17 protein-coding genes, 1 tRNA gene and 2 pseudogenes are annotated in these 12668 nt (G+C 64.1%); 14 read left to right on the top strand and 6 right to left on the bottom strand.

Annotated features, from left to right (window positions below; all coding sequences use genetic code 11):
* From AOQ71_RS46865 to AOQ71_RS00985, 7 genes and pseudogenes are all read left to right on the top strand, one after another.
* A pseudogene (locus tag AOQ71_RS46865) lies at positions 1–750 on the top strand (signal recognition particle protein); the annotation flags it as partial.
* Positions 751–881: 131 nt separating this feature from the next.
* The gene (gene rpsP, locus AOQ71_RS01010) at positions 882–1214 is read left to right on the top strand and encodes a 30S ribosomal protein S16 (protein ID WP_057740692.1); all 333 of its coding nucleotides are present in this window, start codon (positions 882–884) and stop codon (positions 1212–1214) included.
* Positions 1215–1224: 10 nt separating this feature from the next.
* Positions 1225–1782 (top strand): ribosome maturation factor RimM, encoded by a 558-nt coding sequence (rimM, locus tag AOQ71_RS01005; RefSeq protein ID WP_057740689.1) that lies wholly within the window; start codon positions 1225–1227, stop codon positions 1780–1782.
* A 108-nt stretch (positions 1783–1890) separates the two neighbouring features.
* Complete coding sequence (trmD, locus tag AOQ71_RS01000; RefSeq protein ID WP_057740687.1) at positions 1891–2646, top strand: tRNA (guanosine(37)-N1)-methyltransferase TrmD; 756 nt, start codon at positions 1891–1893, stop codon at positions 2644–2646.
* A gap of 110 nt (positions 2647–2756) precedes the next feature.
* Positions 2757–3137 (top strand): 50S ribosomal protein L19, encoded by a 381-nt coding sequence (rplS, locus tag AOQ71_RS00995; protein ID WP_011083318.1) that lies wholly within the window; start codon positions 2757–2759, stop codon positions 3135–3137.
* A gap of 421 nt (positions 3138–3558) precedes the next feature.
* Positions 3559–4965, top strand: coding sequence for a 3-isopropylmalate dehydratase large subunit (gene leuC / locus AOQ71_RS00990; protein ID WP_057740686.1), 1407 nt, complete (start codon positions 3559–3561; stop codon positions 4963–4965).
* Between the two features lie 92 nt (positions 4966–5057).
* Positions 5058–5267, top strand: coding sequence for a hypothetical protein (locus tag AOQ71_RS00985; RefSeq protein WP_057740685.1), 210 nt, complete (start codon positions 5058–5060; stop codon positions 5265–5267).
* Between the two features lie 113 nt (positions 5268–5380).
* Here the strand turns inward: AOQ71_RS00985 and AOQ71_RS00980 are convergent, their stop codons facing one another.
* Entirely contained in the window at positions 5381–5899 is a 519-nt protein-coding gene (locus AOQ71_RS00980) for a hypothetical protein (protein WP_057740684.1), read from the bottom strand.
* 146 nt (positions 5900–6045) lie between these two features.
* The gene (locus tag AOQ71_RS00975) at positions 6046–6306 is read right to left on the bottom strand and encodes a hypothetical protein (protein WP_057740856.1); all 261 of its coding nucleotides are present in this window, start codon (positions 6304–6306) and stop codon (positions 6046–6048) included.
* A gap of 152 nt (positions 6307–6458) precedes the next feature.
* Between AOQ71_RS00975 and AOQ71_RS00970 the strand changes: the two genes are divergently transcribed.
* Positions 6459–6668: a hypothetical protein gene (locus AOQ71_RS00970; protein WP_063958169.1), complete on the top strand. Its 210-nt coding sequence runs from the start codon at positions 6459–6461 to the stop codon at positions 6666–6668.
* A 7-nt stretch (positions 6669–6675) separates the two neighbouring features.
* Here the strand turns inward: AOQ71_RS00970 and AOQ71_RS00965 are convergent, their stop codons facing one another.
* Positions 6676–6957, bottom strand: coding sequence for a hypothetical protein (locus AOQ71_RS00965; RefSeq protein WP_057740680.1), 282 nt, complete (start codon positions 6955–6957; stop codon positions 6676–6678).
* A 166-nt stretch (positions 6958–7123) separates the two neighbouring features.
* On the opposite strand from AOQ71_RS00965, the gene AOQ71_RS00960 reads away from it, so the two are divergent.
* On the top strand, positions 7124–7522 hold the full coding sequence (locus tag AOQ71_RS00960; protein WP_057740679.1) for a metallopeptidase family protein: 399 nt from the start codon (positions 7124–7126) through the stop codon (positions 7520–7522).
* 4 nt (positions 7523–7526) lie between these two features.
* Here AOQ71_RS00960 and AOQ71_RS00955 read toward each other — a convergent pair whose 3' ends face one another.
* Entirely contained in the window at positions 7527–8330 is an 804-nt protein-coding gene (locus AOQ71_RS00955) for a helix-turn-helix transcriptional regulator (protein ID WP_057740678.1), read from the bottom strand.
* Positions 8331–8433: 103 nt separating this feature from the next.
* Between AOQ71_RS00955 and AOQ71_RS00950 the strand changes: the two genes are divergently transcribed.
* From AOQ71_RS00950 to AOQ71_RS00940, 4 genes and pseudogenes are all read left to right on the top strand, one after another.
* On the top strand, positions 8434–9003 hold the full coding sequence (locus AOQ71_RS00950; protein WP_057740677.1) for a pyridoxamine 5'-phosphate oxidase family protein: 570 nt from the start codon (positions 8434–8436) through the stop codon (positions 9001–9003).
* 90 nt (positions 9004–9093) lie between these two features.
* Positions 9094–9335, top strand: a pseudogene (locus AOQ71_RS46860) (3-isopropylmalate dehydratase small subunit); the annotation flags it as partial.
* 3 nt (positions 9336–9338) lie between these two features.
* Positions 9339–9702, top strand: a 364-nt coding sequence (gene leuD, locus AOQ71_RS46855; RefSeq protein WP_245316601.1) for a 3-isopropylmalate dehydratase small subunit, incomplete at its 5' end; no start/stop codon positions are given.
* 79 nt (positions 9703–9781) lie between these two features.
* Positions 9782–10567 carry a hypothetical protein gene (locus tag AOQ71_RS00940; protein WP_057740675.1) on the top strand — a complete coding sequence of 262 codons (786 nt, stop codon included), beginning with the start codon at positions 9782–9784 and terminating at the stop codon, positions 10565–10567.
* A gap of 83 nt (positions 10568–10650) precedes the next feature.
* Here AOQ71_RS00940 and AOQ71_RS00935 read toward each other — a convergent pair whose 3' ends face one another.
* A complete protein-coding gene (locus tag AOQ71_RS00935; protein WP_057740674.1) occupies positions 10651–11328 on the bottom strand; it encodes an LON peptidase substrate-binding domain-containing protein in 678 nt (225 codons plus the stop codon).
* Positions 11329–11358: 30 nt separating this feature from the next.
* A complete protein-coding gene (gene trxA, locus AOQ71_RS00930) occupies positions 11359–12279 on the bottom strand; it encodes a thioredoxin (RefSeq protein ID WP_057740672.1) in 921 nt (306 codons plus the stop codon).
* 272 nt (positions 12280–12551) lie between these two features.
* Between trxA and AOQ71_RS00925 the strand changes: the two genes are divergently transcribed.
* Positions 12552–12626 (top strand) — tRNA-Gly (locus AOQ71_RS00925).
* Positions 12627–12668: the final 42 nt, after the last annotated feature.

Below are 12668 nucleotides of genomic sequence, written 5' to 3'. Positions count from 1 at the left end.
AAGCCGATCAAGCTGATCGGCACCGGCGAAAAGACCGACGCGCTGGAAGATTTCCACCCCGACCGTATCGCCGGCCGCATCCTCGGCATGGGCGACGTGGTCTCGCTGGTCGAACGTGCCGCCGCCAATATCGACGCCGAGAAAGCCGCGCGCACCGCCGAGCGCATGCGCAAGGGTCAGTTCGACCTCAACGACATGCGCGAGCAGCTGCTGCAGATGGCCAATATGGGCGGCATCAGCGGCCTGATGGGCATGATGCCCGGCATCTCCAAGATGAAGAACCAGATCGCGGCCGCCGGCATCGACGACAAGATTTTGAAGCGTCAGGTCGCGATCATCGATTCCATGACGCGCGACGAGCGCCGTCATCCGGATCTGCTGAAAGCGAGCCGCAAGAAGCGCATTGCTGCCGGCAGCGGCCAGAGCGTCGAGCACGTCAACAAGCTGCTGAAGATGCACCGGAACATGGCCGACGTGATGAAGGCCATGGGCTCGGGCAAGCGCGGCCCGCTCGCCGGCATCGCGCAGGCGATGGGCTTTGGCGGCGGCATGAAGATGCCTTCGCCGGAAGAGATGAAGGCGCTGCAGGAGAAGATGGGCGGCGGCGGGCAGGGTCTGCCCAGCCTGCCGAAGGATCTGCCGCCCGGACTTCGCCAAGGACTTCCGAATCTGCCGGGGCTCACGGGCCTCAGCGGCAAGCCGACCCTGCCCGGGCTCGGCGGCTTCCCCGGATCGGGGAAGAAGAAGTGACTTCACCCGTCATTGCGAGCGCAGCGAAGCAATCCAGACTTTCTCCGCGGATGCTTTCCTGGATTGCTTCGCTGCGCTCGCAATGACGAACCGCATCAACCTTTGAATTAACCGCTACTCAGGAGAACTAAATGTCCGTCGTTATCCGCCTCGCCCGCGCAGGCACCAAGAAGCGTCCCGTCTATCACGTCGTCGTCGCCGACTCGCGTTTCCCCCGGGATGGCCGCTTCATCGAGCGTCTCGGCTATTTCAACCCGCTGCTGCCGAAGGACAACGAGACCCGCCTCAAGCTCGACATGGACAAGGTGAAGGCCTGGCTCGCCAAGGGCGCACAGCCGTCGGACCGCGTGTCTCGCTTCCTCGATGCCGCCGGTGTCAAGAAGCGCGAAGCGCGCAACAATCCCGAGAAGGCCGTGCCGCGCAAGGAGCGCAAGGCGCAGGCCGAAGCCGCCGCGAAGGCTTAAGGGCCAGGCCATGTCGGCGCTGATCTGCGTCGCGCGGATCGGCGCCGCGCATGGTGTGCGCGGCGCGGTCAAATTGTGGACCTTCACCGAAGATCCCTTTGCCGTGAAGCGCTACGGTCCGCTTCTCTCCAAGGACGGCAAGCGCCAGTTCGAGCTGGCGCAAATCCGCGAGGCCAAGGATCATCTGGTCGCAACCTTCAAGGGCGTCGCGACCCGTGATGAGGCCGAGCGCCTCAACGGCATCGAGCTCTACGTCGCGCGCGAAAAGCTGCCCGCGACCGACGAGGACGAATATTACCACGCCGATCTGATCGGGCTCGCCGCAATCACCACCGACGGCGACGCACTCGGCCGCGTGCTCGCGATCCATAATTTCGGCGCCGGCGACATCATCGAGATCGCCCCGCTTAAAGGCGCGACGATGCTGCTGCCGTTCTCCAACGCCGTGGTGCCTGAGGTCGATCTCAAAGGCGGCCGTGTCGTGATCGCGCTGCCGCAGGAGATCGAGGGCGAGGAGCGAGGCAACGATCCCACCACGAGTCGTCCCGGCGAAGGCCGGGACCCATAAACACAGGCCGTGGTTTTTGGCTAAGCTGATGGCTTCGATCATCGCAAAACCGGCTGCGGTGGCTATGGGTCCCGGCCTTCGCCGGGACGACGGATTTCTTAGAACACTATGACGAACCCCACCCCCTGGCGCGCGACGGTGCTGACGCTGTTTCCGGAAATGTTTCCGGGGCCGCTCGGCGTGAGCCTGGCCGGTCGGGCGCTGGCCTCCGGCCTCTGGCAGATCGAGGCCCGGGATATCAGGGCTTCCGCCACGGACCGTCATCGCAGCGTCGACGACACTCCCGCCGGCGGCGGCCCGGGCATGGTCCTGCGGGCCGACGTTCTGGCGGCGGCTATCGATGCCGCCGACATCGGTCCCGAGCGCCCTCGCCTGCTGATGAGCCCGCGCGGTCGGCCATTGACCCAGGCTCACGTGGTGGAACTCGCCCAGGGCCCCGGCCCCCTCATCGTCTGCGGGCGATTCGAAGGGATCGACCAGCGGGTGATCGATGCGCGTGGCCTGGAGGAGGTCTCGATCGGCGATTACGTGCTCTCAGGGGGCGAACTCGCCGCGATGGCGCTGATTGACGCCTGCGTCCGGCTGCTGCCGGGCGTGATGGGCAAGGAAGCTTCGGGAGCCGAGGAGAGTTTTTCCGACGGCCTGCTTGAATACCCTCAATACACGCGTCCCCAGTTGTTCGAAGGGGTTCCGATCCCGGAGATCCTGACCTCCGGCGATCATGCCAAGGTCGCCGCCTGGCGGCGGGCGCAATCCGAGGCCCTGACGGCGGCCCGGCGGCCTGATTTATGGGCCCAAATCCCGCCCAAAGCCCCGAATCGGCCCGGACGCCAAAAAACGCCAAAAAACAAGACAGACGGGTGACAAACGCTCCGGCTTGCCTTATAGGAGCGGCCACATCCGCAATGGCTGGATAAACGAATTTCGCGCAGCCCCCGTTTGTAAAGGCTGGGCGCGCCGATGGAGATTTACCCATGAACCTGATCAAGCAGCTCGAGCAAGAGCAATTCGACAAGCTGTCCGCCGGCAAGGACATTCCGGAATTCGGTCCCGGCGACACCGTGATCGTCAACGTCAAGGTCGTCGAGGGCGACCGCACCCGCGTGCAGGCCTATGAAGGCGTCTGCATCGGCCGTTCCGGCGGTGGCCTCAACGAGAGCTTCACCGTCCGCAAGATCTCCTACGGCGAAGGCGTCGAGCGGGTGTTCCCGGTGATGTCGCCGATGATCGACTCGATCAAGGTGGTGCGCCGCGGCAAGGTCCGTCGCGCCAAGCTCTATTACCTCCGCAACCTGCGCGGCAAGTCGGCCCGCATCGTCGAGAAGCAGGACCGCCAGGCCGCCGTCGGCGAGTAAGCTTCGCAACCAGACGAATATTCGAAAAGCGCGGGGCTCGGCTCCGCGCTTTTTGTTTTGCAGTAGTCTCTCCCCGACCTCGTCATTGCGAGCCCAGCGAAGCAATCCAGTCTTTCCGCAGAGGCAGTCCTGGATTGCTTCGTCGCAAGAGCTCCTCGCAATGACGAGCTGAAACTCTCGCGCTTTTAGCGCTGCGTGCTATATAGCTTCTAGAATGTTTCCAGATCTGACCAGCTTCGTGAGCCCCCAGCGCATCGTCATCGACGATCGCTCGCGGCTGCCTGGCCGGTTCTTCGGACGCTTCGCGACCTCGGCAACGTCAGAACTTACGCGCGCAGCCTAAAAGCTGCGCTGACGATTTTGTTGCCCTGCGCGGCCCGCCGCGCTCATCGCTACACACATTCCTTCGGAGCTGAAGCTCATGTCCAAGCCGACCACCCTGTACGACAAGATCTGGAACGACCATCTGGTGCACGAAGCCGAGGACGGCACCTGCCTGCTCTATATCGACCGCCATCTGGTGCACGAGGTGACCTCGCCGCAGGCGTTCGAAGGCCTGCGCGCGACAGGGCGCAAGGTGCATGCGCCCGAGAAGACGCTCGCCGTCGTCGACCACAACGTGCCGACCACCGACCGCACCAAGCCGAACCCGGATCCTGAGAGCATCGAGCAGATCAAGGCGCTGGCCGAGAACGCCAAGGAATTCGGCATCGAATATTACAACGAGTTCGACAAGCGCCAGGGCATCGTCCACGTCATCGGCCCCGAGCAGGGTTTCACGTTGCCCGGCACCACCATCGTCTGCGGTGACAGCCACACCTCGACGCATGGCGCGTTCGGCGCGCTCGCGCACGGCATCGGCACCTCCGAGGTCGAGCACGTTCTGGCGACGCAGACGCTGATCCAGAAGAAGGCAAAGAACATGCGCGTCACCGTCGACGGCAAATTGCCTGACGGCGTGACCGGCAAGGATATCATTCTCGCCATCATCGGCGAGATCGGCACCGCAGGCGGCACCGGCTATGTGCTGGAATATGCCGGCGATGCGATCCGCGCGCTCTCCATGGAAGGCCGCATGACGGTCTGCAACATGTCGATCGAAGGCGGTGCGCGCGCCGGTCTGGTTGCGCCCGACCAGAAGGCCTACGACTTCCTGCGCGACCGGCCGAAGTCGCCGAAGGGCGCGGCCTGGGACGCGGCGATGCGTTACTGGGAGGGCTTGCGCTCCGACGACGGCGCGCATTTCGACCACGAGCTGCGGCTCGATGCAGCAAAGCTGCCGCCGATCGTGACCTGGGGCACTTCACCTGAGGACGTCATCTCGGTCACCGGCATCGTGCCAGATCCTGACAAGATCGCTGATGAGGCCAAGCGTCTCTCCAAGCATCGCGCGCTGAAATATATGGGCCTGACGGCGGGGACGAAGATCACCGACATCAAGCTCGACCGCGTCTTCATCGGCTCCTGCACCAACGGCCGCATTGAAGATTTGCGCGCGGCAGCGAAGATTGCCGAAGGCAAGACCGTTTCCGCCAACGTCAACGCCATGGTGGTGCCGGGCTCCGGCATCGTGAAGGAGCAGGCCGAAGCCGAGGGGCTCGACAAGATCTTCATCAAGGCCGGCTTCGAATGGCGCGAGCCCGGCTGCTCGATGTGCCTCGCCATGAATCCGGACAAGCTGAAGCCGGAAGAGCGCTGCGCCTCGACCTCGAACCGCAATTTCGAAGGCCGCCAAGGCTTCAAGGGCCGCACGCATCTGGTGTCGCCGGCGATGGCCGCGGCCGCCGCGATCGCGGGCCACTTCGTCGACGTCAGGGACTGGCGCTGAGCTGCTCCCTCCAATTTGAGCGAACGCGGCAAGCCGTCGTTAAGCCGCAGCGCCGACAGTGTCCTCGCGACGATCTCGCGAGGACACGTCTCATGGCCAACAAGCCTGAATATGTGGATCTGATCGGCGAGGCGACCCGCCAGCACCGGCGGCGCGCGCCGCGGCTGCACATCGTCGCCAAGCCCGAGGTCGAGGAGACCTCGAAGCTCAGCCGCTGGCCACCGGCGATGTTCAAGCAGTGGAAGATCGAGACCTTGATGCGGTGGAAGCCGTCGTCGTGGAATGTGAAGGGCTGGCTCTGAGCCAACGAGTGTCGTCACGATCCGCAGTCATTCCGGGGCGTCCGAAGGACGAACCCGGAATCTCGAGATTCCAGGTCTGGCGCTTATGCGCCATCCCGGAATGACAAATCGCATCACCAATAGCGGTACGGATAGTGCCAGCGATGCCAATGATGCCAGTGGCAGATGCGGCGGGGGCCGTAATAGGTCCAGATGATCCGGCAGCGGCGCGGATAGTGATAATAGGGATAATAGCCGCCGTAATAATAGCGCCGGTGGAAGTGGCGATAGCCATAGTACGGGCGATAGGTGCCGCCCCAGTGGCGATGGTAGCCGCCATGTCCGCCAAAGTGGTGGAAGCCGCCATAGCGATAGCCGCCACCGTGGAAGCCACCGAAGTGCCCTCCCCCACCATGGAAGCCGCCGAAATGTCCGCCGCCGCCGTGGAAATGTCCACCGCCACCGCCACCGCCATGGCGGACCTGGATCATCATGTCGTCGCTTGCAGCCTTCGCCGCGGGCAGCGCGGTCGGATTGATCGGCGTCATCGCTTCAGCGCGGCGCGCAAGTCCTGACGACAACATCAGAGCAGCAACAGCGGCGAGCCCGAGCAGGCGCAGCGAGCTTGTCCCGGGACGCATGATCCTCGGCATGGAATGTCTCCCTGAAATTGGACAGCGTCATCGCGGCATCGTCGTCCCGCGGTCGCTGTTCATTTGCAGTCGCTCACGCGGTTAAGTTAGAGACGGCGACGTGAATGCGCCATGAATGAACGACGCGCCGCGCAAGGCATGCCGCGTCACCAGAACGGCCCGTAGCCGAGCACGAAGGGCGCGGGCACAGCGTAAGGATAGGGACGGTAATAGACGGGCCGCGCATAGTAGTGCGGATCAGGCCGCGGAGCGTAGCGGGCAGCATCGTATCGCACGTGCCGTCGCCCATCGAACACCGCGCGGCCCGCGGAGGCGTCAGGCAGCTTCGTCACCTTCTGCGCGACGGAGGCGTGAGGCAGGCTTGCGGCGAGCCCCGCAGCAACGGTCAATGCGATCCATCTCGTCATGACGACCTCCGCCGGCAACATGAGAGGATCACGCGGCGGCCTGCAAGTCAAAAGCGGCCAATCTGGAACGCTGCACCTGAATCTGCTAGGGATGAACAACCAGCCGTCAGCGACGTACGTATCTTCTGGTCGAGCGAATGCAGGAGATGGTCATGACACAGTTTCGAACATTGCTGATATCCCGCCTCGCCATCGCAGCGAGCATTGCGCTTGGCGCGAGCTCGGCACTGGCCTCGCAGGCGCCGGGCGTCGAGAGCGGCACGGCAAGCCAGACGACGCAGCTGGTGATGGCGATCCTGGTCTATGGCGTGTCCGCGCTGGTCGTCGGCGCCGGCCTGATCGGCGCGCTGCGCGGGCACTGAACCGGTATCAGCCGCGACGCCAGTAGCAGCTCATATGCGGCGTGATCACGGTGCCGCTGGGCCTGTGTTCCTGCACATAGGCAACGTTGCACTCGCGCACCGCGTCGGGGCCCGGGTTGTAACGCGGATAGACGCCGTCAGGGCTGTCATAGGGCGTGACGCGCAGGCGGGTCTGGGGCCGCTTTCGCGGCGGCGGGATGTCGTCGGGCGACACCGCCTGGGCCAGGCGGACGACAGTGCCGGCCGTCTCTGCCTGGGCACTCATGCCGACTTGCGAAAACAACCCCATGCACAGTAGAGCCGCCGCTGCTTTTGCTCGCATTTTATCGCCCACCTGAACCACCCTCGACCGAGGCCCGCTTGGCCTCCACGCTCCCCGTTTTGGCCGCGCCCGTCAACCTCACGCGCTTATAAAGCCGGATGCATCGCTGCGAAACCCGCGCTAAGAGGTGCGCATGTGGATGGACCTGAAAGCGCCCTCGCTGGCCGAGATGGAAGCTGCGGCGCACGACGTTTTCGAGCGCCTGCCGGCGGAGTTTCGCGGGCTCTGCGAGGGCCTGATCATCCGCGTCGACGACTTCCCGACCGAGGAGGTGCTCGACGAGATGGACTGCGAGAGCGAGTTCGACCTGCTCGGCCTGTTCCAGGGCGTCGGCCTGCCGCAGCAGAGTCTTGGCGACGTGGCGCGGCTGCCGAACATGGTCTGGCTCTACCGCCGCCCGATCCTGGACTACTGGGCCGAGCACGACGAGAGCCTCGGCCATATCGTCCGTCACGTCCTGATCCACGAGATCGGCCACCATTTCGGTCTCTCGGACGACGACATGGCAGCGATCGAGGCGCAGGCCGAATAGGAAATCATCGATCGCGCGGCGATGGCGCAGGCAGAAGCATCGTCAGCCGATAGTCGGGCCAGCCCGCGAGCGATAGCGACACCTGCTGATAATGCAGCAGTCCCATGGTCGGATGATTGAACACGCGTTCGCCGCCTTCGCGGGTCAGGACGCCCTGTGTGTCCCAGCAACGTTCGAAGTCCGCGCTTGCCAGTCTCAGCTCCTCCACGAGCCGGCGAATGTCCGGATCATCGGAGTAGGCTGTCACCGCGGCACGGAACTCGGCGACGACGCGCTGCGCACGGGACGCCCAGTCAAGGATCAGGCTTCGCGCCTCCGGCCTGAGGAAGATGTAGCGCAGCAGGTTCTTTTCACCGTCATCATCGAGCCATCCTGCAAACAAGCGCGACGCTTTCGCATTCCAGCGGCGGGCGCTCCATGTGCGATCGAGGATGTAGGCGGGACCATCGATTGCATCGACGCAGGCCAGGATCTCCCCGGGTGGATCGTCTCTGTGGCCCGGCCGCTCGGGATCGCGCTTGCCCGCGACTTCAAACAGATAAGCGCGCTCGGCAGGTGACAGGCGTAATCCGCGGGCGATGCGCGCAAGTGCCGAAGCAGAGACGGACACATCGCGCCCCTGCTCGATCCAGGTGTACCAGGTGACACTCAAGCCGCAGAGCTGGGCGACCTCCTCGCGCCGGAGGCCGGGCGTGCGCCGCCGTGGTCCCGCGGCGAGGCCGAATTCCACCGGAGACTGACGTTCCCGGAGCGCCCGCAAGAATGCGCTGAGCGAGAGCGCCGGAGCGATCGGATCTGCTCGTTTCATGGTGGTTTTTATACCAGCATATCTTATGTTCTTAAACCGGTACCCGAGATGTGTTAGCTTCTTTGCCTCCGAGGCGCTGTCACCGAGCAGAGGACCCGCGGACATGGGCAAGCAATTCACCGGGATCGAACCCGAGCACAGGGCTTTCATCGAGCGGCAGAAGATCTTCTTCGTCGCGAGCGCCCCGCCGAAGGGACGCATCAACGTCTCCCCCAAGGGCCTGTCGTCGTTCCTTGTGCTCGGAGCGAACGACGTCGCCTATCTCGACTGCACCGGCAGCGGCAGCGAGACCCGCGCGCACCTGATCGCATCGGATGACAAGCGCCTCACCATCATGTTCTGCGCTTTCGAAGGCCCGCCGGTGATCCTGCGGCTCTATGGCCAGGGCCGATCGATCATGCGCGGCACGCCTGAATATACCGAGCTCGCCCCAGGGTTCGAGGACATGGCTGGCGCCCGCCAGATCGTGCGCCTCTCGGTCGACCTCGTGCAGACCTCGTGCGGTATGGGCGTGCCGCTGTTCGACTACCGGGAAGAGCGTGGCAGCCTCATCCGTTACTGGACGGCGCAGGGCGTCAACAACTTGCGAAAATACTGGGGCCTGAAGAACATGAAGAGCATCGACGGCCTGCCGACCGGCTTTGCCCCTGATAGCATGGCTCCGCCAAGCTGACTGACAGATCAAGACTGCCGAATCCGGCCTAGGATTTATACGCCAACCGGGCTAAACAGCCTCCCCTGACTTCGAACCGGGAATCCTGAGATGGACAAGTTCACCACGCTGGAAGGCGTCGCGGCGCCGCTGAAGATCATCAATGTCGACACCGACATGATCATTCCGAAGCAGTACCTCAAGACCATCAAGCGCACCGGCCTTGGCAAGGGGCTCTTCTCCGAGCAGCGCTACAAGGACGACGGCAGCGAGAACCCGGATTTCGTCCTCAACCAATCAGCCTATCGCAACGCGAAGGTGCTGGTCGCCGGCGACAATTTCGGCTGCGGCTCNNNGAGCCGCGAGCACGCGCCCTGGGCGCTGCTCGATTTCGGCATCCGCTGCGTGATCTCGACCTCGTTCGGCGACATCTTCTACAACAATTGCTTCAAGAACGGCATTCTGCCGATCCGCGTTTCGCAGGAGGACCTCGACAAGCTGTTCGACGATGCCGAGCGCGGCGCCAACGCGACGCTGACGATCGACCTGCCCAACCAGGAGATCCGCGGCCCCGATGGCGGCAAGGTCAAGTTCGAGATCGACCCGTTCCGCAAGCACTGCCTGATCAACGGCCTCGACGACATCGGGCTGACGATGGAGAAGAAGTCCTCGATCGACAGCTATGAGGAGAAGCTCAAGCGCGAACGCGCCTGGGCCTGAGTTCAAGTCTCATTCGAGCCCCGGCGCTTGTCGCGCCGGGGCTTTTTCTTTGCCCTCGTTTTCCCGTATAGCTCGCCTCATGCTTCCCGAGATCGTCACCTTCTGGCATGGCCCGATGGACGCGCTACGCCAGACCTGCCTGCGCTCGCAGCTGGCGGCCGGCCACAAGGTCACGGTCTATAGTTTCGACACCATCCCGGGCCTCCCCGCGGGCGTCGAGAATGCGGACGCCGAAGCGATCCTGCCGCACGCCTTCTCCGAACGGTTGCGGCCGCCGCAACCTGACGGCAGCTGGCGCGACTGGACCACGCTTCAGTTCAGCGACTTCTTCCGCATCAAGCTGATGGCGAAGCATCTCGGCCTCTGGCTCGACGCCGACGTGCTGCTGCTCAAACCCGTCGAGATCGATCCGGCAGAGCCATACTTTGCCTGGGAGCGATCCCGCCGGCTCGGCAACTCCGTGCTCTATCTGCCGCCCGACCACCAGATCGTCGGCGCCTTCGAGAATCTGATGGCGCAGGAGGAGCTGACGCCGGAATGGCTGTCGCCGAGCCATCGCCTGAGCTTTGCGATACGGAAGCTGAGCGGCGGCTCGCAGCGTCTGTCCGACCTTCGCATCGCCATCTTCGGGCCTCCGGCACTGACCATCCTCGCCAAGCGTTCGGGCGATCTGCAAAAGGCGTTGCCGAAGCGATCGTTCTACGCGGTACATTCCGAGCCAAGACTGTTCTTCGAGCCGTCGAGCTATCTCGGTATCGTCACCGATCCCAACGTGATCGGCCTGCACATCTCAGGCAAGGGCCGCTCGCTGCAGCCGCCGATTCCGGGCAGCCTGTTCGCCTGGGCGGTGGAGCGGTTCGGGTAGCGGCCACGCAGGCAGTGCGCCCCCTCTCCCGCTTGCGCCCGCGAGGGAGGGAGCACACCGCCTTCACGGATGCACCGCGCCCGTCACTGCAGCGGCGGATCGCCGCTGGTGCGTTTCTTGGCAAGGTCCATCTCGGTCACCGCGATCAGGATCTCGGCGCGGGTCTTCAGGTCAGGCGCTTCCAGCATGGCCTGCTTCTCGGCCGGGCCATAGGGCGACATCATCGCCAGCGCATTGACCAGCGCCTCGTTGGGCGCGCTCTCGACGCCCTCCCAGTCGACCTTGAGATTGTTGGCCTTCAGAAACTCCGCCAGCGCCACCAGCAGCGCCTCGCGGTTGACCGCCTCCTCACCCAGCCGAGCCTTGAAATCGTCGGTGAAGGCGAAGAAATCGACCTTGCACTGCCGGTAGGGAGTAAGCACGTCGAGCTCCTCCATCACCCTGAAGCGGGCAACGCCGGTCAGCTCGAGGATGTAGCGGCCGTCGCCGGATTCAGCGAGCTGGGTGATGCGGCCGACGCAGCCGACGCGGAACAGCGCCGGCTTGTCGGAATTCTTCGGCGAATGCGCCACGTCAGGCTGGATCATGCCGATCAGGCGATGACCGTCGCGGAAGCTGTCGTCGACCATCGCCAGATAGCGCGGCTCGAAGATGTTGAGCGGCATCTGGCCGCGCGGCAGCAGCAGCGCGCCCGGCAGCGGAAACACCGGAATGATTTCCGGCAGGTCGGCGGGGCCGCGATATTCGATGTTGATCGGCATCTCAGTCCCCGCCTGAATTGCGACCTGAGCTTATGAGAACAGGATGGTCGACAAGCGCTTGCGGCCCTCGACGGTTGCCTCGTCTGCACCGCCCCAGGCTTCGAAGAACTGCACCAGCTGCTTGCGGGCGCCGTCATCGTTCCATTTGCGGTCGCGCTTGACGATTGCGAGCAGCTGCTCGGTCGCGGCTGCGCGGTCGCCCTTCGCGTTCAGCGCGGTGGCAAGGTCGAAGCGCGCCTGATGATCGAGCGGATTTGCGGCGACTTTCTGTTCCAGCTCGGCAATTGGACCGAGCTGCTTGGCCTGCTCGGCGAGATCGATCGCGGTCTGCACCGCCTTCACGGCCGGGTCGTTGCGCTTGGATTCCGGCACCATGGCCAGCGTCTGCTTGGCCTGCTCCATCGCGCCCGAAATGGCGTAGCATTTGGCGAGGCCGGCAAGCGCGGGGATGTTGGTCGAATCATGCTGCAGCACTTCGGCGTAGATCTGCGCGGCGGCAGCAGTGTCGCCCTCGGCGAGCACGGCCTCGGCCTCCTGCAGGATCTCGGCGATGTTGGGCTCGCCCGGCGCAGTGACGCCCTTGGTCAGCTTCTCGATGAAGGCGTTGACCTGGCTCTCCGGTACCGCGCCCATGAAGCCGTCGGCGGGCTGGCCGTTGACGAAGGCGATCACGGCCGGGATCGACTGGATGCCCATCTGGCCGGGGATCGCCGGATGCTGGTCGATGTTCATCTTGACCAGCTTGACCTTGCCCTTGGCCGCCTTGACGGCCTTTTCGAGCACGGGCGTGAGCTGCTTGCAGGGGCCGCACCATTCCGCCCAGAAGTCGATGAGCACCGGCTGGCGCTTCGATTCCTCGATGACGTCCTTCACGAAGGTTTGGGTGGTGGTGTCCTTGATCAGATCGGCCGCAGCCGGGGCCGCTCCGTTACCCTGGTCGATGATCGTCACGGGATCCCCTCGTCTGGTCTGGAATGGCGGCTCTTTAGCACGTCGCCATCGCCTATGCTTCGTTTCAGGCCCTAAAATTGGGCCGGGCCGGCCGAATTTCAATCCGTCGCAGCCGATTCGGCAGTTCCGGGCCGTTTTGGGTCGATTTGGCCGCTCCAGGGCTCATATCGGGGCTCGGAATGCGCATCTATGCTGCCGGTAGCTGTTGCATTCGCCTCCCGCTTTTGGCATACGACAGCCGTTGCCGGCGCGTCACGCGACCGACACAGGATGCGGGTGTAGCTCAGTGGTAGAGCACGACCTTGCCAAGGTCGGGGTCGAGGGTTCGAGCCCCTTCGCCCGCTCCAATTTTTTCCAGCATCCAGCTTAATCAGGTTGAGCCGTGGTTT

It is taken from the genome of Bradyrhizobium manausense, from assembly GCF_001440035.1.
GTDB lineage: Bacteria > Pseudomonadota > Alphaproteobacteria > Rhizobiales > Xanthobacteraceae > Bradyrhizobium > Bradyrhizobium manausense.
This window is presented reverse-complemented; position numbering and strand designations above follow the sequence as displayed.

What these genes read in the sequence shown, in the direction of transcription:
- trmD (WP_057740687.1), top strand. Translation starts at nt 1,891, where the DNA reads ATGACGAACCCCACCCCCTGGCGCGCGACGGTGCTGACGCTGTTTCCG.
- AOQ71_RS00985 (WP_057740685.1), top strand. Translation starts at nt 5,058, where the DNA reads ATGGCCAACAAGCCTGAATATGTGGATCTGATCGGCGAGGCGACCCGC.
- rpsP (WP_057740692.1), top strand. Translation starts at nt 882, where the DNA reads ATGTCCGTCGTTATCCGCCTCGCCCGCGCAGGCACCAAGAAGCGTCCC.
- leuC (WP_057740686.1), top strand. Translation starts at nt 3,559, where the DNA reads ATGTCCAAGCCGACCACCCTGTACGACAAGATCTGGAACGACCATCTG.
- AOQ71_RS00935 (WP_057740674.1), bottom strand. Translation starts at nt 11,328, where the DNA reads ATGCCGATCAACATCGAATATCGCGGCCCCGCCGACCTGCCGGAAATC.
- AOQ71_RS00950 (WP_057740677.1), top strand. Translation starts at nt 8,434, where the DNA reads ATGGGCAAGCAATTCACCGGGATCGAACCCGAGCACAGGGCTTTCATC.
- AOQ71_RS00940 (WP_057740675.1), top strand. Translation starts at nt 9,782, where the DNA reads ATGCTTCCCGAGATCGTCACCTTCTGGCATGGCCCGATGGACGCGCTA.
- AOQ71_RS00955 (WP_057740678.1), bottom strand. Translation starts at nt 8,330, where the DNA reads ATGAAACGAGCAGATCCGATCGCTCCGGCGCTCTCGCTCAGCGCATTC.
- AOQ71_RS00965 (WP_057740680.1), bottom strand. Translation starts at nt 6,957, where the DNA reads ATGGGGTTGTTTTCGCAAGTCGGCATGAGTGCCCAGGCAGAGACGGCC.
- AOQ71_RS00960 (WP_057740679.1), top strand. Translation starts at nt 7,124, where the DNA reads ATGTGGATGGACCTGAAAGCGCCCTCGCTGGCCGAGATGGAAGCTGCG.
- rimM (WP_057740689.1), top strand. Translation starts at nt 1,225, where the DNA reads ATGTCGGCGCTGATCTGCGTCGCGCGGATCGGCGCCGCGCATGGTGTG.
- AOQ71_RS00970 (WP_063958169.1), top strand. Translation starts at nt 6,459, where the DNA reads ATGACACAGTTTCGAACATTGCTGATATCCCGCCTCGCCATCGCAGCG.
- AOQ71_RS00975 (WP_057740856.1), bottom strand. Translation starts at nt 6,306, where the DNA reads ATGACGAGATGGATCGCATTGACCGTTGCTGCGGGGCTCGCCGCAAGC.
- rplS (WP_011083318.1), top strand. Translation starts at nt 2,757, where the DNA reads ATGAACCTGATCAAGCAGCTCGAGCAAGAGCAATTCGACAAGCTGTCC.
- AOQ71_RS00980 (WP_057740684.1), bottom strand. Translation starts at nt 5,899, where the DNA reads ATGCCGAGGATCATGCGTCCCGGGACAAGCTCGCTGCGCCTGCTCGGG.